Origin of the sequence: Pseudomonas fluorescens, from assembly GCF_003732425.1 — a bacterium.
In the GTDB taxonomy this organism is placed as follows: domain Bacteria; phylum Pseudomonadota; class Gammaproteobacteria; order Pseudomonadales; family Pseudomonadaceae; genus Aquipseudomonas; species Aquipseudomonas fluorescens_BE.
In genome coordinates this window covers 180,520-202,075 of the sequence record NZ_MOBX01000005.1, presented here as the reverse complement: position 1 = coordinate 202,075, position 21,556 = coordinate 180,520, and the positions used below count along the sequence as shown (strand labels likewise).

Annotated in this window: 24 protein-coding genes; 10 read left to right on the top strand and 14 right to left on the bottom strand. The window is 59.0% G+C overall.

Annotated elements, in window-relative coordinates; genetic code table 11:
• Nucleotides 1-75: 75 nt before the first annotated feature.
• Genes rimK through rimA form a run of 3 tightly spaced genes read right to left on the bottom strand, consistent with a single transcriptional unit; the run spans nt 76 to nt 2,253 of the window.
• Nucleotides 76-981: a 30S ribosomal protein S6--L-glutamate ligase gene (gene rimK / locus BK670_RS08825; protein ID WP_007949201.1), complete on the bottom strand. Its 906-nt coding sequence runs from the start codon at nt 979-981 to the stop codon at nt 76-78.
• Nucleotides 978-1,457, bottom strand: a complete 480-nt coding sequence (gene rimB / locus BK670_RS08820; RefSeq protein ID WP_123449456.1) for a retropepsin-like aspartic endopeptidase RimB — start codon at nt 1,455-1,457, stop codon at nt 978-980. The genes rimK and rimB overlap by 4 nt, the downstream gene beginning before the upstream one ends.
• A gap of 16 nt (nt 1,458-1,473) precedes the next feature.
• The gene (gene rimA, locus BK670_RS08815) at nt 1,474-2,253 is read right to left on the bottom strand and encodes a S6 modification regulatory phosphodiesterase RimA (RefSeq protein WP_123449455.1); all 780 of its coding nucleotides are present in this window, start codon (nt 2,251-2,253) and stop codon (nt 1,474-1,476) included.
• A gap of 117 nt (nt 2,254-2,370) precedes the next feature.
• On the opposite strand from rimA, the gene BK670_RS08810 reads away from it, so the two are divergent.
• Nucleotides 2,371-2,778 (top strand): RNA-binding S4 domain-containing protein, encoded by a 408-nt coding sequence (locus BK670_RS08810; protein ID WP_123449454.1) that lies wholly within the window; start codon nt 2,371-2,373, stop codon nt 2,776-2,778.
• A gap of 167 nt (nt 2,779-2,945) precedes the next feature.
• Here the strand turns inward: BK670_RS08810 and BK670_RS08805 are convergent, their stop codons facing one another.
• Complete coding sequence (locus BK670_RS08805; protein WP_123449453.1) at nt 2,946-3,749, bottom strand: phosphatase PAP2 family protein; 804 nt, start codon at nt 3,747-3,749, stop codon at nt 2,946-2,948.
• 105 nt (nt 3,750-3,854) lie between these two features.
• Here BK670_RS08805 and hslO point away from each other — a divergent pair, with 105 nt between their 5' ends.
• Both hslO and BK670_RS08795 read left to right on the top strand, forming a co-directional pair.
• A complete protein-coding gene (hslO, locus tag BK670_RS08800) occupies nt 3,855-4,757 on the top strand; it encodes an Hsp33 family molecular chaperone HslO (protein WP_123449452.1) in 903 nt (300 codons plus the stop codon).
• Nucleotides 4,758-4,938: 181 nt separating this feature from the next.
• On the top strand, nt 4,939-6,480 hold the full coding sequence (locus tag BK670_RS08795; RefSeq protein WP_123449451.1) for a phosphoenolpyruvate carboxykinase: 1,542 nt from the start codon (nt 4,939-4,941) through the stop codon (nt 6,478-6,480).
• Nucleotides 6,481-6,658: 178 nt separating this feature from the next.
• Here BK670_RS08795 and BK670_RS08790 read toward each other — a convergent pair whose 3' ends face one another.
• From BK670_RS08790 to BK670_RS08770, 5 genes are all read right to left on the bottom strand, one after another.
• Nucleotides 6,659-6,931 carry a type II toxin-antitoxin system RelE/ParE family toxin gene (locus BK670_RS08790; RefSeq protein ID WP_123449450.1) on the bottom strand — a complete coding sequence of 91 codons (273 nt, stop codon included), beginning with the start codon at nt 6,929-6,931 and terminating at the stop codon, nt 6,659-6,661.
• Nucleotides 6,931-7,374, bottom strand: a complete 444-nt coding sequence (locus tag BK670_RS08785; RefSeq protein WP_123449449.1) for a hypothetical protein — start codon at nt 7,372-7,374, stop codon at nt 6,931-6,933. Before BK670_RS08785 ends, BK670_RS08790 begins: the two co-directional genes overlap by 1 nt.
• A 156-nt stretch (nt 7,375-7,530) precedes the next feature.
• Nucleotides 7,531-7,830 carry a hypothetical protein gene (locus BK670_RS08780; RefSeq protein ID WP_123449448.1) on the bottom strand — a complete coding sequence of 100 codons (300 nt, stop codon included), beginning with the start codon at nt 7,828-7,830 and terminating at the stop codon, nt 7,531-7,533.
• Nucleotides 7,831-8,148: 318 nt separating this feature from the next.
• Nucleotides 8,149-8,331, bottom strand: a complete 183-nt coding sequence (locus tag BK670_RS08775; protein WP_123449447.1) for an antitoxin PaaA2 family protein — start codon at nt 8,329-8,331, stop codon at nt 8,149-8,151.
• A gap of 45 nt (nt 8,332-8,376) precedes the next feature.
• Nucleotides 8,377-8,652, bottom strand: coding sequence for a hypothetical protein (locus BK670_RS08770; RefSeq protein ID WP_123449446.1), 276 nt, complete (start codon nt 8,650-8,652; stop codon nt 8,377-8,379).
• A gap of 303 nt (nt 8,653-8,955) precedes the next feature.
• Here BK670_RS08770 and BK670_RS08765 point away from each other — a divergent pair, with 303 nt between their 5' ends.
• From BK670_RS08765 to BK670_RS08750, 4 genes are all read left to right on the top strand, one after another.
• Nucleotides 8,956-9,459, top strand: a complete 504-nt coding sequence (locus tag BK670_RS08765) for a polysaccharide deacetylase (protein WP_123449445.1) — start codon at nt 8,956-8,958, stop codon at nt 9,457-9,459.
• Nucleotides 9,460-9,640: 181 nt separating this feature from the next.
• Nucleotides 9,641-11,575, top strand: coding sequence for a RecQ family ATP-dependent DNA helicase (locus BK670_RS08760; protein WP_123449444.1), 1,935 nt, complete (start codon nt 9,641-9,643; stop codon nt 11,573-11,575).
• Between the two features lie 215 nt (nt 11,576-11,790).
• Nucleotides 11,791-13,017, top strand: a complete 1,227-nt coding sequence (locus tag BK670_RS08755; protein WP_123449443.1) for a 3-hydroxyacyl-CoA dehydrogenase — start codon at nt 11,791-11,793, stop codon at nt 13,015-13,017.
• Between the two features lie 142 nt (nt 13,018-13,159).
• Nucleotides 13,160-13,591, top strand: coding sequence for an acyl-CoA thioesterase (locus BK670_RS08750; RefSeq protein ID WP_123449442.1), 432 nt, complete (start codon nt 13,160-13,162; stop codon nt 13,589-13,591).
• A gap of 53 nt (nt 13,592-13,644) precedes the next feature.
• On the opposite strand, the gene BK670_RS08745 is transcribed toward BK670_RS08750, so the two are convergent.
• From BK670_RS08745 to BK670_RS08730, 4 genes are all read right to left on the bottom strand, one after another.
• Nucleotides 13,645-14,127: a glycine zipper domain-containing protein gene (locus tag BK670_RS08745; protein ID WP_123449441.1), complete on the bottom strand. Its 483-nt coding sequence runs from the start codon at nt 14,125-14,127 to the stop codon at nt 13,645-13,647.
• 375 nt (nt 14,128-14,502) lie between these two features.
• Nucleotides 14,503-16,851: an FdhF/YdeP family oxidoreductase gene (locus BK670_RS08740; RefSeq protein ID WP_123449440.1), complete on the bottom strand. Its 2,349-nt coding sequence runs from the start codon at nt 16,849-16,851 to the stop codon at nt 14,503-14,505.
• Nucleotides 16,848-17,687 carry a formate dehydrogenase accessory sulfurtransferase FdhD gene (gene fdhD, locus BK670_RS08735; protein ID WP_123449439.1) on the bottom strand — a complete coding sequence of 280 codons (840 nt, stop codon included), beginning with the start codon at nt 17,685-17,687 and terminating at the stop codon, nt 16,848-16,850. The genes BK670_RS08740 and fdhD overlap by 4 nt, the downstream gene beginning before the upstream one ends.
• A 92-nt stretch (nt 17,688-17,779) precedes the next feature.
• Nucleotides 17,780-18,667: a LysR family transcriptional regulator gene (locus tag BK670_RS08730; RefSeq protein ID WP_123449438.1), complete on the bottom strand. Its 888-nt coding sequence runs from the start codon at nt 18,665-18,667 to the stop codon at nt 17,780-17,782.
• 136 nt (nt 18,668-18,803) lie between these two features.
• On the opposite strand from BK670_RS08730, the gene lysM reads away from it, so the two are divergent.
• Complete coding sequence (gene lysM, locus BK670_RS08725; RefSeq protein WP_123449437.1) at nt 18,804-19,244, top strand: peptidoglycan-binding protein LysM; 441 nt, start codon at nt 18,804-18,806, stop codon at nt 19,242-19,244.
• 149 nt (nt 19,245-19,393) lie between these two features.
• Here lysM and yrfG read toward each other — a convergent pair whose 3' ends face one another.
• Nucleotides 19,394-20,056 carry a GMP/IMP nucleotidase gene (gene yrfG, locus BK670_RS08720; protein ID WP_123449436.1) on the bottom strand — a complete coding sequence of 221 codons (663 nt, stop codon included), beginning with the start codon at nt 20,054-20,056 and terminating at the stop codon, nt 19,394-19,396.
• 88 nt (nt 20,057-20,144) lie between these two features.
• Here yrfG and nudE point away from each other — a divergent pair, with 88 nt between their 5' ends.
• On the top strand, nt 20,145-20,711 hold the full coding sequence (gene nudE, locus BK670_RS08715; protein WP_034151897.1) for an ADP compounds hydrolase NudE: 567 nt from the start codon (nt 20,145-20,147) through the stop codon (nt 20,709-20,711).
• Between the two features lie 11 nt (nt 20,712-20,722).
• Nucleotides 20,723-21,550 carry a 3'(2'),5'-bisphosphate nucleotidase CysQ gene (gene cysQ / locus BK670_RS08710; protein WP_123449435.1) on the top strand — a complete coding sequence of 276 codons (828 nt, stop codon included), beginning with the start codon at nt 20,723-20,725 and terminating at the stop codon, nt 21,548-21,550.
• Nucleotides 21,551-21,556 lie beyond the last annotated feature (6 nt).

Genomic DNA, 21,556 nt, shown 5'->3' with positions numbered 1-21,556 from the left:
CATTTTGGAATGCGATCAACTGTGGGAGCGAGCCTGCTCGCGAAGGCGGCTTTCCAGCCGCCGAATATCTCTGGGTTAACCTTTGCCCTTGGTGCGAGTCATATTCGGCCCGCCATTCTTCTCAAGATGCTCGATGATGATCCCCGCCACATTCTTCCCCGTGGTGGTCTCGATCCCTTCCAGACCCGGTGACGAGTTCACTTCCATTACCAGCGGCCCGTGATTGGAACGCAGGATGTCCACACCCGCCACCGCCAGGCCCATGACTTTCGCGGCGCGCAATGCGGTCATGCGTTCTTCCGGGGTGATCTTGATCAGGCTGGCGCTGCCGCCACGATGCAGGTTGGAGCGGAATTCGCCCGGCTTGGCCTGACGCTTCATCGCGGCGATGACTTTGTCGCCCACCACGAAGCAACGAATATCCGCGCCGCCCGCTTCCTTGATGTATTCCTGAACCATGATGTTTTGCTTCAGGCCCATGAACGCCTCGATCACCGACTCTGCCGCCGTGGCGGTTTCGCACAACACCACACCGATGCCTTGGGTGCCTTCCAGCACCTTGATCACCAATGGCGCGCCGTTGACCATGTCGATCAGGTCGGGAATGTCATCCGGCGAGTGAGCAAAACCGGTCACCGGCAGACCGATGCCGCGCCGCGACAGCAGTTGCAGTGAACGCAGCTTGTCCCGCGAGCGGGCGATGGCCACCGATTCATTGAGCGGGAACACCCCCATCATTTCAAACTGGCGCAACACCGCGCAGCCGTAAAACGTCACCGACGCGCCGATCCGCGGAATCACCGCGTCGAAACCCTCCAGCGGTTTGCCGCGATAGTGGATCTGCGGCTTGTGGCTGGCGATGTTCATGTAGGCGCGCAAGGTGTCGATCACTACCATTTCATGCCCGCGCTCGGTTCCGGCTTCGACCAGACGGCGGGTGGAATACAGACGCGGGTTCCGCGACAGCACAGCGATCTTCATGCAACACCTGTGGAGGAGGTAGATACCGGGAACACCGGCTTGTCTTGTACATACTTGATACCCGGATTGACCACCAACTGGCCATCGATCAGGGCTTTGGAACCGAGCAACAGGCGATAGCGCATGGACTTGCGGCAGGCGAGGGTGAACTCGACCGGCCAGACCCGATCACCCAGGGCAAGGGTGGTGCTGATCACATAACGCTCCTGGGCATGTCCGTTGGAGCTCTTGATGGTTTTGCGCGTCACCAGCGGCGCTTCGCAGCGGCGGTGACGCAACTGCACCACCGTGCCCAGGTGCGCGGTGAAACGCACCCACTTCTCGCCGTCGCGTTCGAACGGTTCGATGTCGGTGGCATGCAGGCTGGAAGTGCTAGCGCCAGTGTCGATTTTCGCTCGCAGGCCCGCGACTCCCAAATCCGGGAGCGCCACCCACTCGCGCAGACCGACAACGGTCAAATGGTCAAATGTCTTCAATAGAAAAAACCAACGATTAACGCGTCCAGGCCTCAGGTGAAATCCGGGCCAACGCTTTGAATGCAGGTTTGGCGAACCAGTATCCCTGCATCAGAAATATTCCACAGTCCGCCAGGAAATCCCGTTCACCGGCGCTCTCGATGCCTTCGGCAATGACTGTAACGTTCAACTCCGCACAGATTGTGACAATCCCCCGGACGATCGCCTGACGAACACGGTCTTGGTCGACATCGCGGATCAGCGCCATGTCGAGTTTGATCAGGTCCGGTTGGAAATCGGCCAGCAGATTGAGCCCCGAATAACCGGCACCGAAATCGTCGATGGCAGTCTTGAAGCCGAATTCGCGGTATTCACGCAGAATATTGGTCAAATGGCGATAGTTATCTACGTGCTCGCTTTCCAGGGTTTCGAAAATCAGTCGGTCGATGGGGAAACGATGTTTTTTTGCCGCCTCGAGCGTACTGCGAATGCACAGCTCTGGACGATAGACGGCGTTGGGCATGAAGTTGATCGACAAGTGTGTCTGCATATTTAGATCGGCCGCGCCTTCAATGGCGCGGGTCCGGCAGAGCTGGTCAAAACGGTAGCGGTTTTCTTCTGTAACCTGATCCAACACAGTGAGTGCGCCTTCACCGTTCACACCACGAACCAGTGCATCATGGGCAAAAATCGACTGGCCGCGCAGGTCCACGATGGGTTGGTAGGCATAGTCAAAATCGAAGCCCAAAGGTTCACTGTGCTGGCAGCCCTGGCAACCGGTGTGGGTCGAGGTCAATGAAGAGGGAAATTTAGTCACTCGAGCACCCCCATGCCGGTGCACCGGCCAAGATCACAGTCTATCTGGAGGGCCGAGTTCTTGCGCCCGACAGAAACGGTAGTACAGTTCCGACTACTGGCTGAACGAGGAATTCAAATGGCACAAAAAAGCGAAGAGGACGACAAGGTCCGTCTCGACAAGTGGCTGTGGGCCGCGCGTTTTTACAAAACCCGTGCCTTGGCCAAAGCGGCGATCGAAAGCGGCAAGGTGCATTGTCGCGGTGAGCGCTGCAAGCCTGGCAAAGAGCCGCGCATTGGTGATGAGTTCGAGATTCGTACCGGTTTTGAGGTGCGCACGGTGAAGGTCGAGGCGTTGTCAATTGTGCGGCGTGGCGCGCCCGAAGCGCAGACGTTGTATTCGGAGACCGAGGCGAGCATTGCCAAGCGTGAAGCGGCTGCGGCGATGCGCAAGGCGGGGGCGCTGGGTGTGAGCACCGACGGCAAGCCGAGCAAGAAGCAGCGGCGGGATTTGTTCAAGTTTCGCGGCAGCAGTAACGACGAGTAATTGTGGCGAGGGAGCTTGTCGAATCGTCGCACCGTCCCGCTCGGCTGCGCAGCAGTCGCTATACCCGTCGATGCGTTTGTATTCTGGAATACGTGCTCGATGGAACAGAGCGTCCTTCGGCCGCCAGCGGGAGCAAGTTCCCTCGCCACAGGTGTTGCGCAAAACTGTCAGTTTGCTGCTGATACCACACTCATCCGCGAAACCAGCGGCAACTTGCCCAGCAACGCAAAGACCGGCGCCGTCACCTTCAGCCAGAAGTTCGCGGCGTGATACGCAAACGGCGTGTAGTAACCCCAGCCCAACGCCCACACCGCCAGCAGCATACCGCCGATGTAATCGTCCTGACCCCAATGCGCACCGGCCACCAGACGCGGCAGCATGAACAACAATGCCAGACCCCAGATCGTCACAAACTGGCCAACCGTACGGCTGAACACGCCCATGAACAGCGCCCAGATCAGCAACACCGAAGCATGATCACCGGGGAAACTCTGGCTCGAGCGATCCTTCAGCTCCCAGGTCTTCTCCAGGTGCGGGAAGTAATCGCTGATATGCACCGCGCCTTCCAGCACCATCGACGGGCTGCTGTGTTGCCAGTCCATGTGGTCGGCGAACTTGGAAAACAGCGTGCGGATCACCACCATCAACAGCAGGATCGAGAAAAAACCGAAGAATGCACGACGCACATCAATGGCCTTGAACACCCAGTCGCCCTTGATCAGCAGCGTCAGCAGAATCAGCCCGACAACGATGTCGAACGGGCGCAGACTTGCAATTGCCCAGATGTGGAGCCATATCGGGTTGCTGGCCAGCGGTGTGTTGAGCGAGCGGAACAGCCACTCGTCGAAAATCACACACAGCGAGTTGCCCGTAGGCCATAACCAGAAAGCCAGTAGCGCTAATGGCACTGCGTTGCACAGAACCAGCCGGCCGAGGTTCCACCTTGATTGGAACAAACCCGGATTGTTCATAAAATGCCTCCCATGGCTAAGCAGTCGGCACCAAAAAGGGTGCCAAGAAACGCAAATTTTCACGTTTTGTAACCATTTTGTCATCACTTTCAGATACCCAGACCTATGACCGATCTAACGGATACCGATTTCACCCAACGCTTCATCTTCGATGACAGCGACACACGCGGCGAACTGGTTGCGCTTGAACGCAGCTACGCCGAAGTCCTCGCCAAGCACCCGTACCCGGAGCCGGTCGCGCAACTGCTCGGCGAATTGATGGCGGCCGCCTCGTTGCTGGTGGGCACTCTGAAGTTCGATGGTCTGCTGATTCTGCAGGCGCGCTCGGAAGGCCCGATTCCCTTGCTGATGATTGAATGCTCCAGCGAGCGCGAGATCCGTGGCCTGGCGCGTTACAACGCCGAGCAGATCGCGCCGGATGCCACCCTTGCCGACCTGATGCCGGGCGGCGACCTGACCCTGACCGTCGACCCGACTGTGGGCCAGCGCTACCAGGGCATCGTCGATCTCGATGGCGAAACCTTGTCGGAATGCTTCACCAACTATTTCGTCATGTCGCAACAGGTCGGCACGCGCTTCAAGCTGTTCGCCGACGGCCGTCGTGCCCGCGGGATGCTGTTGCAGCAACTGCCGGCCGACCGTTTGAAAGATGAAGAAGAACGCGCCGAAAGCTGGCAGCACATCACTGCACTGGCGAGCACGCTGACCGCCGATGAGTTGTTGAGCCTGGACAACGAAACCGTATTGCATCGCCTCTACCACGAAGAGCAGGTGCGCCTGTTCGATGTGCAGAACCTGCGCTTCCGTTGCAGCTGCTCGCGGGAACGCTCGGGCAATGCGCTGGTCAGTCTGGGTCTGGAAGATGCGCAGGCACTGGTGGCCGAACGCGGTGGCGAAGTCGAGATCGATTGCCAGTTCTGCAACCAGCGTTACCTGTTCGACGCGGCTGATATTGCTCAATTGTTCGCTGGCGCAGGCGTCGACACGCCGTCAGATACCCGGCACTAAAACGGTTCAGCGCAGGTAAATTCACTGCGTAACGACGGAATTTCGCCGTTACGACGGGAGGACCCTACTCTTTTTGGGCTTTTCTGGCATAATCCGGCCCACTTTTTTCGCGGTAGTAGTGCACGACTTTCTACTACAAAACGTTTGGAGCACACTCGGCCACTGGCCGACGGGGAACCTCATGACGCAAGCCAATAACGCCGTGTACACCGATCTGAGTGTTGATGATCTGGTTAAAGAAGCCCTGCAACGCGGTGAGGGCGAGCTTGCCGATACCGGCGCTCTGGTTGTTCGCACTGGTCACCGCACCGGTCGTTCGCCTGTTGACCGTTTCATCGTTGAAGAGCCTTCCACCCAGGCCGCTATCGCCTGGGGCCCGATCAACCGCAAGTTCCCGGCCGACAAGTTCGATGCGCTGTGGGCTCGCGTAGAAGCCTTCAACAACGCGCAAGAGCACTTTGTGTCCCACGTGCATGTAGGCGCGGCGGAAGATCACTACCTGGCCGTGAAAATGACCACCCAGACTGCCTGGCAGAATCTGTTCGGTCGTTGCCTGTTCATCAACCCGGCCCAGTACAACCCGGCCGGTCGTGAAGAGTGGCAAGTGCTCAACGTGGCCAACTTCGAATGCGTGCCTGAGCGTGATGGCACCAACTCCGATGGTTGCGTGATCCTCAACTTCGCACAGAAGAAAGTGCTGATCGCCGGCATGCGTTACGCCGGTGAGATGAAGAAAGCCATGTTCTCCGTGCAGAACTTCCTGCTGCCGGCCGCTGACGTGCTGCCAATGCACTGCGCTGCCAACATCGGCGAAGAAGGCGACGTGACCCTGTTCTTCGGTCTGTCGGGCACCGGTAAAACCACCCTGTCGGCCGACGAAAGCCGTTACCTGATCGGTGACGACGAACACGGCTGGGGCGAAGGCGTGGTGTTCAACATCGAGGGCGGTTGCTATGCCAAGTGCATCGACCTCTCCGAGAAGAATGAGCCGGTCATCTGGAAAGCCATCAAGCACGGCGCCGTGCTGGAAAACGTCGTCATCGACGACGCCAAGCACGCCGACTACGCCGATGTCAGCCTGACCCAGAACAGCCGCGCCGCGTACCCGCTGGAGCACGTTGCCAAGCGTTCCGAGAAGAACCTGGGTGGCGAGCCAAACGCTGTGATCTTCCTGACCTGCGACCTGACCGGCGTCCTGCCGCCAGTGTCGATCCTCAACGAAGAACAAGCGGCTTACCACTTCCTGTCCGGCTACACCGCACTGGTGGGCTCGACTGAAATGGGTTCGGGCAGCGGCATCAAGTCGACCTTCTCCACCTGCTTCGGCGCACCGTTCTTCCCGCGTCCGGCTGGCGAATACGCAGAACTGCTGATCAAGCGCATCCGCGGCTTCGGCTCCAAGGTCTACCTGGTCAACACCGGCTGGACCGGCGGCGGCTACGGCGTCGGCAAACGCTTCAACATCCCGACCACCCGTGCGGTGATCGCAGCGATCCAGAGCGGCGCGCTGATCGGTGCCGCCACCGAACACCTCGACACCATCAACCTCGACGTGCCACTGGCCGTACCGGGCGTTGAAACCAACCTGCTCAACCCACGCAACACCTGGGCTGACAAGGCTGCGTACGACGAGGCTGCGAAAGCACTGGCCGGTCTGTTCATCGAGAACTTCAAGAAGTTCGAAGTGAGCGACGCGATCAAGGCTGCTGGGCCTAAGTTGTAAGACTTAGTTCTGGTGAATGAAAAAGCCGCCTCTTGAGGGCGGCTTTTTTGTGGGTGATGGGTTGGATGTCATTATCAGATCAACTGCCATTATTCCCGCAGCGTTCGCGTTAAACAGCCAGAATAATGCCACTTAAGTAGCCGCGAACTCTAAACGCCGTTCTTCTTCTCTTCAGCCTTTATAGCCATTGCCGCCTGGTATGCAGTACTCGCAGCATCTCCACAGCATCAACTTTGATTGTGTAGATGATGTAGTAGTTTGGGGTGACAACCATTTCGCGGGTGCCTTGCGCGATACCTCTTTTGTATAAAGCTGGCTGTTGGCGGACGCTTTCTCCCTTCGATTCGAAAAGCTCATCGAGCTTAATCGCTGCAGCGGGATTTTCCTGACCGATACGCTCCATGATGTTTTCTCGGTCATCCAGCGCCTCTTGGCGCCAGACCAACCTCATCAACGTACTCGCTGACGCAGGGCATCCCGCTTAGCGGCAAATATCCTGCGAGCGTCTTCATCGCTGACGCTGGGTCTTGGGTCATCAATGCTGATTTGTACCTGTTGCTTGACCCATTCTTCATATGCCGCCGCTTCATGAGCTTGTTTCATCGCTTCGGCGCGATCAGGGCGGGCATAGGTTTTTATCTGCAGAGGGTCATAGCTGGAGGCGTCGACGTTGAAGTGATTGATACCTACTCCTTGCAGGTAGGTCACCAGTGTTTCGAACCGCTTGAACAGTCGCACCTGACCACTGCGTTGTGCTGCCAGTGAATATTCTTTGTTTCCTTGCTTAATCTGAATTGACCAGCCACCGGGTTTGGCGACGATATGTGCGCTACTGATCGAACCATTCTCAAACAATCGCGCGAGAGTACTGTGATCAATGGTTTCAGTGGTCATGACAGCGAGCTCTTGGTTGAACAATGGCTCCCATCGTACGCAATCAATAATAGTTTGCAAAATGCAGCTCCTTAAGCTTTGTGCCGAAATCCCAGCGTCAGTGTTCGAGAGAGAGGCAGGCAGTTCTAGCTGTGAGCGCGCCTGCCGAGGAGTTTGTCAGGCTGGAGCTCTCCAATTGAGCATCCGCTGCTGCGCAACCCGCAGCAGGTCACAGCCATCCTGCGTCAGCAGATAGAGGGCGTGGGTGATGTGGGGGATGTCTTCGACGTCGGCTTGTCTGAAGTTGAGGCAGTAGAGGGTGCGTAGCAGGTCGCTTGAAGCGCGCAGGCGCTGGACGGCGCATTCGAGGATGTCTTGCGGGTTGGCCGTTGTGTCGATGATCAGGGGCTTGGTGTCGGTGAGGTTGGATTCGAGTGGGCGGTAGCGATCGGTAAGAAACTGATTCCATGTTTTCATTTTTTGATCCTCATATGCTTCAGGTGAAGCCACCACATCGTGACCAAGCGACAGGAGGCAACTGTGTTCGGGTTGGTCAACCGGTGAGGATCGTGCACATACCCGGCACACCCGAAGGTGTCCCAAACACAGTCACCATAAACTGCAGGCAAATGAGTGCCGGCAGCATACAGCGCATGCGTATACACGATCCAATCGGGTGACCAAGCCCGAGCCGCTGAATTGACAGCGACAGCCACGACTATAGAGATGAGCTACACGAAGCCGATAGAAGACAAGGAGTCTGTCCTTGTAGGAACGGGACGTAGATTTGATAGGTCATCGCCGCTGATCGAACTTCTGTTTTAAACGAGCGCGTTTATCAGCCATCAATGTTCTGGCGACCTCATCGGGAATGCCGGGGCGAGGATCATCAAGGCTGGCTTGAACCTGTCGGATGAACCAAGCCGTGTAGGTATCCTCGTCACTCGGTGGACCAAACTCATCGCTCGTAACATTCATTGTTGGATTCCTGCCCAGGGTGATATAGCGCTGACCTCGAGTTATCTAGTTGTACGCCGATTGCGCTGGCCTCTGCTTGGCCACTTCAAGCAAGTCGCAACCATCCTGAACCAGCAGATAAAGCGCATTAACGATGTTGGGGATATCTTTCACATCCGCCTGTTTGAAACATAAGCAATAGAGTGTTTCCAGCAAATCTCCGGCCGCGCGTAAACGCTGATCGGCGGCATTGATCAGGTCAGTCTGGCTGGAGTGGCTGTCGATAAGCAGTACCGGGTTTTCGCTGTAGCAAGTCTTGAGCGGGCGATAGCGGTTGATCATGGTGAGGCGTGTCCTGTTCGAAGGCGCTGGGGCGGGCCGGCGGAGTGTTTGCAGCTGCGCCGGTCACTATAGAAGGGCGTTTCTCTGTGGGACAAGACAGCCGCAATGGACAGTATTCGTAGGGGTTTTTCCGTGTTTTGAGGAAATGCCCTACGTGTTTTCGCAGCTTTTTCAGGCCGAAACCCTTAGTCGCAATAATTCCTACATGTTTGTCAGGCGATTCGCGGTAAACCGCTGTATCGTGCGCGCCAGAATCTGTAGGGCGTTTCCAAACGTCTGACACGCGCTTAAAGGGAATTAGGTATGCACTGGCTACGAATGGCCGCAATTTTATTGCTCGGGCTGAGCACTTGCCGTTTGACTATGGCCTCTGACATTGGCAATGCATGGGTGCTGGATCGTCTCGATCGCACCGACTGGCCGGAGGCAATCATCAGCCAGGCGAGCATGGACACGGCGGCGCGCGGTGAGGTGTTGATGTTCGCCAAAGCCCTGTTGGCCAGCGAAGCACTGGATGAAGAGGGGCTTGAGCAGCGACTCGGTGTGCCCCACGTGCAACTGACGTCGATTCGCCACGTGCGCGACGGCCTCTGGGAGGGGTTGTTGGGCACCTATCGCAACGCCAGTCAAAACTGTGATGAACAGCTGTTCTGCCCGCGCGTGCGCAGCGTCGCTGACCTGCGTCAGTTGGCGGCAGCGTTCACCGGCGACATCAGCCCGGCCCATGCGTTGTGGGCGAGCAAAAGCCAAAACATCCATGAGCAGATGCTGAATGAGCAGTTGCGGGTGGCGGTGTTGCGTCCATGATTTTTTAAGTATTTGTGGTATGCCGGCTGGCCTCTTCGCGAGCAGGCTCGCTCCCACAGGGACCGTGGCGTTCAAGTAATCGCTGTATCATTCCGAATCGATTTGGCCCCGACCTTTTCTCGACTCGCTGCGATCGCCCGCTAGGCTGTTGGCATGGCAGCGGTCAAAGGAGTGACAGCGAATGCGTAACACCCTGGAACAGGTTTTTGGTTATCCACAGTTTCGACCCGGGCAAGAGGCGGCGATCAGCGCAGTGCTGGCCGGGCGCTCGGCGGCGGCGATTTTTCCCACCGGTTCCGGCAAGTCGATTTGCTATCAATTGCCGGCGCTGATGCTGCCGCACCTGACGTTGGTGGTCTCGCCGTTACTGGCGCTGATGCAGGATCAGTTGGCCTTCTTGCAGCGACACGGTATCTCCGCTGGCAGCATCGATTCGGCGCAGAGCCGCGATGACGCCAATGACGTGATGACTCGCGCCCGCTCGGGTGAATTGAAGATTCTGATGATCTCGGTGGAGCGCTTGAAGAACGAGCGTTTTCGCAATTTTTTGCAGCAGGTGCCGATCTCGCTGCTGGTGGTGGACGAGGCGCATTGCATCTCGGAATGGGGCCACAACTTCCGTCCCGACTACCTTAAACTGCCCGACTACCAACGCCAGTTCAACATCCCCCAGACCTTGCTGCTGACGGCTACGGCAACGCCGAAAGTCATCGCCGACATGCAGACTAAATTCGCTATCGCCGCGGATGACGTGGTGACTACCGGCTTCTATCGGCCCAACCTCAATCTGTTGGTCGAGCCGGTGCGCGGCCAGGACAAGCGGCGGCGTCTGGTGGAGTGGATGGCCGAGCGCCCGGGGCAGCCAAGCATCGTCTACGTGACCTTGCAGAAAACCGCCGAACATATCGCCGAACACCTTGAACGCAACGGCATTCAGGCCGAGGCCTACCACGCCGGTTTACCCCACGATAAACGCGAGGCCATCCAGAAGCGCTTCATGGCCGGGCACTCCAATTGTATCGTCGCGACCATCGCGTTCGGCATGGGCATCGACAAAAGTGACATCCGCAATGTGGTGCACTTCGACCTACCGAAATCCATCGAAAACTACAGCCAGGAAATCGGTCGCGCCGGGCGTGACGGGCAGCCGTCGGACTGCCTGGTATTGGCCAATCGCGACAGCCTCAATGTGCTGGAAAACTTCGTCTACGGTGATACGCCGGAGCGTGACGGCATCCGCTATGTGCTCGACGAACTGAAGGCCTCGGTGCCGGAAGGGCAGTGGGAGTTTCTGCTCGGGCCGCTGGCGGATCAGAGCAACATTCGCGCACTGCCGCTGAAGACCTTGCTGGTACAGCTGGAACTGCGCGGTTTGATCGCGCCGCGCTACGCCTATTACGCCGAGTACCGTTTCAAATACCTGCTGGAACCCGAAGCGCTGCTTGAGCGTTTCGAGGGTGAGCGCAGGGATTTCGTCGCTGCAATCATTCAGACCTCGACCCGCGCGCGCACCTGGGCCACGGTGAATTTCGAGTCGATGTATTCGCAATATTCCGCCGAACGCAATCGGGTGGTGAAGGCGCTGGATTACTTTCAGGAAAAGGGCTGGGTCGAGCTGGAAAGCAAGCAGATGACCGAGGTCTACAGTCTGTTGCACAGCAACTTTGACAGCGATGCCCTGAGCGCTGAGCTGCATGAATACTTCACCCGGCATGAGCAGGCCGAAGTGGCGCGCATCCACGCGATGCTTGAAGTATTCGCCTCCGAACGTTGCCTGGGTTATCGCCTGGCGGAGTATTTCGGTGATCACAATGCGCCCGAACAGTGTGGGCATTGTTCGGTGTGTCACGGGCAGGTTGCGCGGTTGCCGGCACCACCGGATTTGCCAGCGCTTGTGGATAAAAACTTCGCGGCGCTGTGCGGCGATTTTATCCACAGGCATGAGCAGCACACCGGGATGATTCCGACGGCGGAGCGACTGACGCGATTTTTGTGCGGGATCAGCGTGCCGCTGTTTACCAAGCTCAAGGCGCGGGCGATTCCGGGGTTTGCGGCATTGGAGGAATATCCCTACGCCGAAGTCCGCAGCTGGGCTGACAACCATTTGCTCGGTTGAGCAAGAGCCCTTGTGGGAGCGAGCCTGCTCGCGAAAGCGGTACATCAGGCAACACTATTTTGAATGTGATGACCCTTTCGCGAGCAGGCTCGCTCCCACAAAAGCATGGCTGTATCCATCCGCTGAATGTCGATCATCACGGTAATAAACTTCAAAAAACGTCGTTGGCTGACTATGGTTGAGGTCTGTCTTTGGATCGCCAACAAGAGAACAACATGAGCCAGACATCCTTCGATATTCAGCAGGCCGCCGTGATCGGTGCGGGCACCATGGGTCGGGGCATTGTCATGTGCCTGGCCAACGCCGGTGTGACGGTGCAGTGGGTGGATAACAATCCACAGATGCTTGAACAGGCCGTCGCCAACGTGGCCGAGACTTATGCACACAACGTGCGCCAGGGGCGGATTGATCAGACCGAGGCGGATGCGCGTTTGGCGCGGATCAGTGCGGCGGCGGATTATGCGGCGATTCGCAATGTCGACCTGGTGATCGAGGCGGTGTACGAGAATCTTGAGCTGAAGCAGAAAATCTTTCGTGAGCTGGATGGCTTGCTCAAGCCTGAGGCCTTGCTGGCGAGCAATACCTCGGCGCTGGACATCGATGCGATTGCTGCGGCGACAAGGCGTCCGGAGCAAGTGCTGGGCCTGCATTTCTTCAGCCCGGCGCACATCATGAAACTGCTGGAAATCGTTCGCGGCGCGCAGACTTCTGCGGCAGTGCTGGAGGCGGCGCTGGCGCTGGGCAAGCGCATGGGCAAAGTCAGTGTGGTGTCGGGCAACTGCCACGGCTTTATCGGCAATCGCATGCTGCATCCGTATGTGCTGGAGGCGCGCAAGATGTTGCTTGAGGGTGCTTATCCACAGCAGGTCGACGCGGCGCTGCAAGGTTTCGGTTTTGCCATGGGGCCGTTTCGCATGTACGACGTGGTCGGCATCGATCTGGAATGGCGTGCTCGCGAGTTGGCCGGCAAGGGCCAGGATGCGCCAGAGGTTCAGGTGGATAACCGCTTGTGCGAGCTGGGCCGGTTCGGGCAGAAGTCTGGCAACGGTTATTACCATTACGAGCCGGGCAGTCGTCAGGCCGAGCACGATCCTGAGGTCGATGCGCTGGTATTGCGGGTCAGCGAAGGGCTGGGCTTCCAGCGCCGCGAGATCGGCCCGGAGGAGATTCTGGAGCGCTGCCTGCTGGCACTGGTCAACGAAGGCGCGAAGATTTTGCAGGAGGGCATTGCCGAGTCGGCGCGCGACATTGATCTGGTGTACCTGAATGGCTACGGCTTCCCGGCAGACAAGGGTGGGCCGATGGCCTGGGCGGATCAGCAGGGGCTGGCGGATATTCATCAGCGGTTACTGGCGCTGGAGACGCGGCAAGGCGATCAGTGGAAACCGGCTCGGTTAATTGGTGAGTTGGCGGCACTGGGCAAGGGGTTTGCAGATCGTTAAGTCGGGCGGCGGTGCTGACGCCTTCGCGAGCAGGCTCTCTCCCACGGAGAGCGCATTTCAAATGTGGGAGCGAGCCTGCTCGCGGAGGGGGCGGCGCGATTTTGAATTAGACTCGCCCATTAACTTCAGGGATTGCTGAGCAATGTCCAACCCGATGCCACAACGCACTGACTACCCGCACTTCCAGCCCATCACCACACGCTGGCACGACAACGACGCCTACGGGCACGTCAACAACGTCACCTACTACAGCTTCTTCGACACGGCCGTGAACACCTACCTGATTCAGGTCGGTGGTCTGGATATCCATGATGGCGAGGTGGTGGGTTTTGTGGTCAGTTCGGCGTGTGATTACTTCACCTCGATCGCTTTCCCGGATCTGATCGAGATCGGTCTGCGGGTCGGTAAGCTGGGCAACAGTTCGGTGCAATACGAATTGGCGGTGTTCAAGGTCGGCGAAAGCGAGGCGTGTGCGGCCGGGCGCTTCGTTCACGTATTCGTCGATCGGGCGAGTAATCAGCCTGTGCCGATTCCTGCCGAACTGCGGCAGGCACTGGAATACCTGGTGGTGTGAAAGGCAAAAAAAATCGCAGCCCGAGGGCTGCGATTTTTGTTCAAGCATTCGCCTTAACGGTGGCGATAGTACTTGTGATGCTTGCGGTGGCCGTAGGCATGGCCGCGACCACGGTGGTCGTCACGATAGTAGCGACGATCGTCATGGCGACGGTCGTAACGACGATCGTCGTCATCGCTCTTGTTGCCCATGTAGTTGCCCAGCGCGCCACCGGCGCCGCCACCTGCTGCGGAGCCGATCAGGCTGCCGGTGGTGCCGCCCATGCTGCGGCCGACCACGTTACCGCCGGCTGCGCCCAGCGCACCACCGATGGCGGCTTCGCCACGGCTGCGTTTGTCAGCGCCGACCGCACTACCACCCGCGCCGCCCAGGGCTGCGCCAATGGTGGAACCTGTATTGCCGCCTAAGGACTGACCGACGACCGAGCCAAGAACCCCGCCCAATGCGCCGCCCACACCTGCTTCGGTGGTGCCGCCTGCGCAAGCAAAACCACTGACCAGGCCAAGGGACAACAAGAGAATCGAGGAGAACTTCATAGATGAGCCTCAAAGGGATGACGGCGCCGATCCTGAGGCTGTGTAACAAGCGTGACAATCGAAATCCGACGAATAACACGACTTGTATACAAAAACGTAAGTTACTGTTTTATGGGCGGAACTTAACGGTTTTTCGCCGGTCTTTAGCTACTTCGGACAGGCCGCTTTTGTGAAAAAGCGGCCTTTTTTGTGGGCGTTTGAAAAGTCCAATCCGCAGATAATTACACAACTCTGTGGCGAGGGAGTTTGCTCCCGCTAGGCTGCGAAGCGGCCCCAAACCGGTTGACGCGTTCACCCGACGCAACGCTTTAAAAGGAATGGGAGTCCTTCGGCCTCCAGCGGGGGCAAGCTCCCTCGCCACAGTGGGGCCAATCGTCAGGCCGATTTGGCCATGATCAATCCAGTCTCGCTCGCCGCTTCCAACCGGATCGCAATGAACTTCGACGTCGGCGTATGGCTGCCATCCCCAGTGCTTTCCAGCGGCACCAGCGGATTCACTTCCGGGTAATACGCGGCCGCTTGTCCGGCGGGAATATCAAACGCCAGCAGCGTGAAGCCCTTCACGCGACGCTCGCGACCATCGTCCCAGATCGACACGATGTCTGCCTTCTGCCCCGGACGGAAGCCCAGACGAATGATGTCGGCCTCGTTGGCGAACAGCACATCGCGCTGGCCTTTCACCCCGCGATAACGGTCGTCGAGGCCATAAATCGTCGTGTTGTACTGATCGTGGGAGCGCATCGATTGCAAGATCAGGTCCGGCAGTTGCCCGGTGGCGCGGGTGCGTTCGTGCACCAGATCTTTCGGCAACATGTTCGCGCGGAAGTTGGCGCGGCCCGACGGCGTGTTCCACTTGCGCGCGCCAGCGCTGTTGCCGAGGTAGAAGCCGCCCGGGTTCTTGATCTTTTCGTTGAATTCTTTGAAGTTGGGAATGGTGTCGGCGATCAGTTCGCGGATGCGCCCGTAATCAGCCACCAGCCAGTTCCAGTCCACCGGTTTGCTGCCCAGTGTGGCGGCGGCGATACCGGCGATGATCGACGGCTCCGAACGCATCTGGTTCGACAGCGGCTGCAACTGACCGTTGGAGGCGTGAACCATGCTGAACGAGTCTTCCACGGTGACGGCTTGCGGGCCTTCGGTCTGGATGTCGATGTCGGTCCGACCGAGGCACGGCAGGATCAACGCGTCCTTACCGTGAGCCAGATGGCTGCGGTTGAGTTTGGTACTGATCTGCACAGTCAGGTCGCAATTGCTCAGCGCCTCGAACGTGCGCGGGCTGTCTGGCGTGGCTTGGGCGAAGTTGCCGCCCAGACCGATGAAGACTTTGGCGCGACCTTCAGCCATCGCGTGGATCGCTTCGACCACGTTGTGGCCGTTGTGGCGTGGCACCTTGAACTGGAAGCGTCGCTCCAGCGAATCGAGGAACGCCACCGGCGGACGCTCGTTGATGCCCATCGTGCGGTCGCCCTGCACGTTACTGTGGCCACGCACCGGGCACAGGCCGGCGCCTGGTTTACCGATGTTGCCGCGCAACAGCATCAGGTTGGCGATTTCCTGGATGGTCGGCACCGAATGGCGATGCTGGGTGATGCCCATCGCCCAGCACATGATCACGTTCTTGCCCTTGGCGTACATGCGCGCGGCTTGCTCGATTTCTACGAGGGTCAGGCCGGACTGCTCGACGATCTGTTCCCACGGCGTGTCATCGACCACGCCGAGGTACTCGAGCACGTTGGCGCTGTGGGCGTTGAGGAAATCGTGATCGAACACGGCAGGTTCGCCAGCCTTCTGCGCATCGCGTTCCCACTGCAGGAGGAACTTGGCCATGCCGCGCAGCACGGCCATGTCGCCACCGAGTGCCGGGCGGAAATACGCGGTGTTGGTCGGCTTGTCACCGTTGGTGAGCATTTCGATCGGGTGTTGCGGGTGCTGGAAACGCTCCAGACCCCGCTCTTTCAATGGGTTGATGCACACCACTTGCGCGCCGCGTTTCACCGCTTCACGCAAGGGTTCGAGCATGCGCGGGTGGTTGGTGCCCGGATTCTGGCCCCAGACGAAAATCGCATCGGCGTGTTCGAAATCGTCGAAGGTCACGGTGCCTTTGCCGACGCCGACACTTTGCGCCAACGCCACACCGCTGGCTTCGTGGCACATGTTCGAGCAGTCAGGGAAGTTGTTGGTGCCGTAGGCGCGCACGAACAGCTGATACAGGTACGCCGCCTCGTTGCTGGCACGACCCGAGGTGTAAAACTCGGCCAGATCCGGGCTCGGCAGGCTTTGCAGGTGTTTGGCGATCAGCGCGTAGGCGTCGTCCCAACTGATCGGTTTGTAGCGATCGGTTTCGGCGTCATAAACCATCGGCTCGGTCAGACGGCCCTGGTACTCCAGCCAGTAATCGCTCTGCTCCAGCAGCGAAGTGACGCTGTGTTTGGCGAAGAACTTGGCATCGACGCGGCGCTTGGTCGCTTCCCAGTTCACCGCTTTGGCGCCGTTCTCGCAGAACTTGACCATGCCGCTTTCCGGCGAATCGCCCCACGCGCAACCCGGGCAGTCGAAACCGCCGTTCTGGTTGGTCTTGAGCATCATGCGCAGGTTTTTCAGGGCGTTGTCGCTGGTCAACCAGGCCTGAGCCACACTGATCAGCGCACCCCAGCCGCCGGCGGCACCTTTGTAAGGCTTGTAGCGCGGGACAGGTTTCTGGTCGGCTTGATGATGTTGGCTCACGCTTGATTCTCCATCGCGGGGCTGTACACCCGCGGCGCACTTTTCTGCGGCAGGTGGATGAGATTGAGGTTGTGTCGACGGGCCCATTGCACGGCAAGGCCCGTGGGCGCGGACAGGCTGACCAGGGTCTGGATTCCGGCGCGCAAAACTTTCTGGATCAATTCGAGACTGCAACGGCTGGTGACAATCGCCAGTCCGCCGTCTGTGGATATCTTCTGGCGGATCAGCCCGCCGATCAGCTTGTCGAGGGCGTTATGCCGACCGATGTCTTCACGACCCAGCAGCAATTCGCCGCTGGCGTTCATGAACACCGCCGCATGCACCGCGCCGCAATGCTGACCAAGCGGCTGAAACGCGCCGATGCGCTGGCGCAGTCCGTCGAGCCACTCGATCGGTGGCAGCGGCGCGCCCGACAACACCTTGAGGTCGGGCAGTGCCTGCTCCACCGCTTCAACACCGCACAATCCGCAACCGCTGGTGCCGGCCATTTGCCGACGCTGTTGCTTGAGATTCCAGAACGCGCGATTGGCGATGGTCACTTGCGCGTACTGCGCAGACCCGGCCCCTGTCAGTTGCAAGTCATAGATATCGCTGGCGTCCTCGATGATGCCGCTGCCGAGGCTGAAGCCGACGATGAAGTCTTCCAGGTCGGTCGGCGTCACCAACATCACCGCCTGGCTGATGCCGTTGTAAGCGATCGCCAACGCAACTTCCTCGGCGAGCGCAGTGCTGGCCGACTCCTCACGGGGTAAATCGCTGTAACTGTAGGTCTGGCTGGCGGCGGGCGCGGGCGTTTCAAGTGCAGGCGCCGCGCAGGCTGGGCGCTTGGCGTTCATGGCATCACCGACGGTTTGTTCAACGCTAAGACTAGGCGCGGCAAGTTGTCGCGTCTAATCGCTAGTGTCGATCTATCGATAGATGCCGTCGATCAAACCACCGTTGGCGATTTCTGATACAGCGCAAAACAGGCCTCGGCCAGCGCCGAGCGCGGCGCCCCGCGACGCATGATCAAGCCGAGCGGGGCAAGGGTCTGGGCGTTTTCGATGGGTTGCAGGCGCAGGTGGTCGGTGAGTTTTTCCAGCCCACCGTCCAGCGGCATGATCGCGCAGCAGAACCCGCCGTGCACCGCTTGTAATAATTGATGCACCGCGTCGGTTTGCAGCAGCGGTTGCGGAGTCAGGCCACGGCTGTGGAAATTGTGGTCGATGGACTGACGGAAATGCATGCCACTGGTGAGCATGCCCAGCGGCAATTCGATCAGCGACTGCCAACTCAACGGGGCGTCGCCAAAGGTGAACGAGCGCTGATCGTAGAGCAGGCCCATGCGCGTTTCACTGAAGGCCAGGGATTCGAAGCGCTCGTTATCCAGACGATCGAGATAGGACACGCCGAGGTCGATGCGGTTGTTCGCCAAATGCTCGAGGATCTGTTCGGAGCTCAGCGCCGACATTTCAAAGCGCAAATTCGGGTGGGCGCTGTGCAGGCGTTGCATCAATGGCAGCGGATCGAAACTCGACAGCGGCACCACGCCCAGTCGCAGCGTGCCGATCAGGTTGCCACGACACGCCGCCGCTTCCGCGTGCAAACCGTCATAAGCCGCCATCACCGACCGTGCCCACGCCAGCACGCGCTCGCCCGGCGCGGTGAAACCTTCGAAGCGCTGGCCACGGTTGACCAGCGGCAGGTCGAGTTCTTCTTCGAGGCTGCGCAGGCGCATCGACAGAGTGGGCTGGGTGATGTGGCAACGCGCGGCGGCCTGGCCGAAGTGGCGGGTTTCGTCGAGGGCGATGAGGAATTTCAGCTGCTTGATGTCCATCTTCGCTCCAGGCGCTGGCGGGGGTGGGCGATTCTACCGCTTGCGCGGTGGCGGGGTCATTGGTCGGCTTGGAACCGCGTTTGTCCGTCGTGGTCTAGGCTTGGACGTCTGGAACCCAAATCAAGGAGTGTGCGCTATGAGTCTTTTGAGCTTTGTGAAAGAAGCCGGTGAGAAGCTGATCGATCTGCTGACCCCGGGCAACGCCAATGCCAGTGAGCAGTTGAAGGAACACATCAGCAAAGTCGGTCTGGGCAATCCGAATGTGCAGGCGACGGTGGATGGCGACAAAGTGACCGTCACCGGTGAAGTCGCGAGTCAGGAAGAGAAAGAGAAGATTCTGCTGGCGGTGGGCAATATTGAGGGTGTGGGCAGCGTTGATGATCAGATTACGGTGACCGGGCCGGTGGTGGCCGCAGCAAAGTTTGTCGTGGTGAAAAAAGGCGACACCCTCAGCGCGATTTCGCTCGCTGTGTATGGTAATGCCAACCAGTACAACAAGATCTTTGAAGCCAACAAACCGATGCTCAAGGACGTGAACAAAATCTATCCGGGGCAGACACTGCGTATCCCTGAGTAACGCCAAACCTTTGTGGCGAGGGAGCTTGCTCCCGCTGGGCTGCGCAGCAGCCCCAAACCGGCAAACGCGAGATGTCTGAACCTGCGCGTCAGTTGAGGATGGGAGTCCTTCGGCCTCCAGCGGGAGCAAGCTCCCTCGCCACAATGGATTTACAAGCCTGAAATCAGATCGCGGTAATCCTCAACCGCCGCAAACTCAGCCGTGTCCTTCGGCCCTTTGCGACTGTCCGGCTCTTTCACCGCCAACAAATGCGCCACACCAAAATCCCGCGCACTGCGCAGAATCGGCAAGGTGTCGTCGATAAACAGACTGCGCGCCGGATCAAAGCCGATGTCCGCCTGCAAGGCATCCCAGAACTGCGGGTTCTCCTTGGGATAACCATAATCGTGGGAGCTGATCAGCCGCTCGAAGTACGGCGCCAGTTCGATACGCTCCAGCTTCAATGACAGTGAATCGCGGTGCGCGTTGGTGATCATGATCACCCGTTTACCAGCGCGTTTGATTGCTTCCAGAAAGGTATCGGCGTCCGGTCGCAGGGCGATCAGGTGCGCGGTTTCCAGCTTCAGTTCACGCACCGACAACTTCAGCTCGGCGCTCCAGAAATCCAGGCAGTACCACTGCAACTGGCCTGCGTGGCGTTCGAACAGCGGCTGCAATTCCATCTCGGCCATGGCCCGGCTGACCCCGTGCAGTTCGGCGTAACGATGGGGCAGGTGTTCCAGCCAGAAGTGATTGTCGAAGTGCAGATCCAGCAGCGTGCCGTCCATGTCCAGCAGAACGGTATCGATGTCGGACCACGGTAATGAAGGCATGGCAACGTCTCGAACGGTAGAAAGATATCCGACATAAACAATCGGGAAAGCCGCGTTATAGTAGCGCGTTCACGCCAAGGAGCTTTGCATGCGCCAGAAACCCACCGTACTTGCCCGCGAGATCGTCGCCACCAGTCGCCTGTTTTGCGTCGAAGAACTCAAACTGCGTTTTTCCAACGGTGTGGAACGCACTTACGAGCGTCTGGTCGGCAAAGGTGCGGGCTACGGCGCGGTGATGATTGTGGCGATGCTGGATGCCGAGCACGCGGTATTGGTGGAAGAGTATTGCGGCGGCACTGACGAATACGAATTGTCCTTGCCCAAAGGTCTGATCGAACCGGGCGAGGATGTGTTGGCGGCAGCCGAGCGTGAACTCAAGGAAGAAGCCGGATTTGGCGCGCGACAACTGGAGCATCTGACCGAGCTGTCGCTGTCGCCCGGTTACATGAGCCAGAAGATCCAGGTCGTTCTGGCCACCGATTTGTACGAAGAACGTCTGGAAGGCGACGAGCCCGAACCGATGCGCGTCGACAAAGTGAACCTGCGCGAATTGTCATCACTGGCGCTCAATCCTCAATTCTCTGAAGGTCGTGCGTTGGCTGCACTTTATTTGACCCGCGATCTGCTGACCGAGCGCGGGTTCTTTCCAGCATGAGTGAGATATCGATGAAGTTTCCGCACCCGTTGATGGCGCCGGTCGTTGAGCTGGCATTGCAGGCCGGCGAGGCGATTTTGCCGTTCTGGCGCGCCGGTGTTGAGGTCACGGCCAAGGCCGATGACTCGCCCGTGACGGCAGCGGATCTGGCCGCGCATCACCTGATTCTCGCCGGGCTGACGGCGCTGGACCCGAGCATTCCGGTGTTGTCGGAAGAAGACGCCAACATCCCTCAGAGTGTGCGCGCCGGCTGGCAGCGCTGGTGGTTGGTGGATCCGCTGGATGGCACCAAGGAGTTCATCAGCGGCAGCGAAGAGTTCACCGTGAACATTGCACTGATCGAAAACGGCCGCGTGGTATTTGGCGTGGTGTCGATGCCGACCAATGGTCGTTTCTACGTTGGCGGCGCCGGGCTTGGCGCATGGCGCGGCGACAAGGGCGGCACGCCGGTTGCGATCCAGGTGCGTGATGTGCCAGGGCCGGGCGAGGCGTTTACCGTGGTGGCCAGCCGTCGCCATTCAAGTCCCGAGCAGGAACGTTTGCTCGCCGGGCTGAGTGCCAGTCTGGGCGAGTTGCAATTGGCCAATATTGGCAGCTCGCTGAAATTCTGCCTGCTGGCTGAAGGCGCGGCGGATTGCTATCCGCGACTGGCGCCGACTTCGCAATGGGACACGGCGGCGGCGCAAGGTGTCCTGGAAGGCGCGGGTGGTGAGGTGCTGGATCTGCGTGGGGAGGCGTTCTGCTATCCGGCGCGGGAATCGCTGCTCAATGAGTTCTTTTTGGCCTTGCCGGCGAAGGCGGCCTGGCGTTCCAGGCTCTTGGAACTGGCCCGCTCCTGAGCGTAC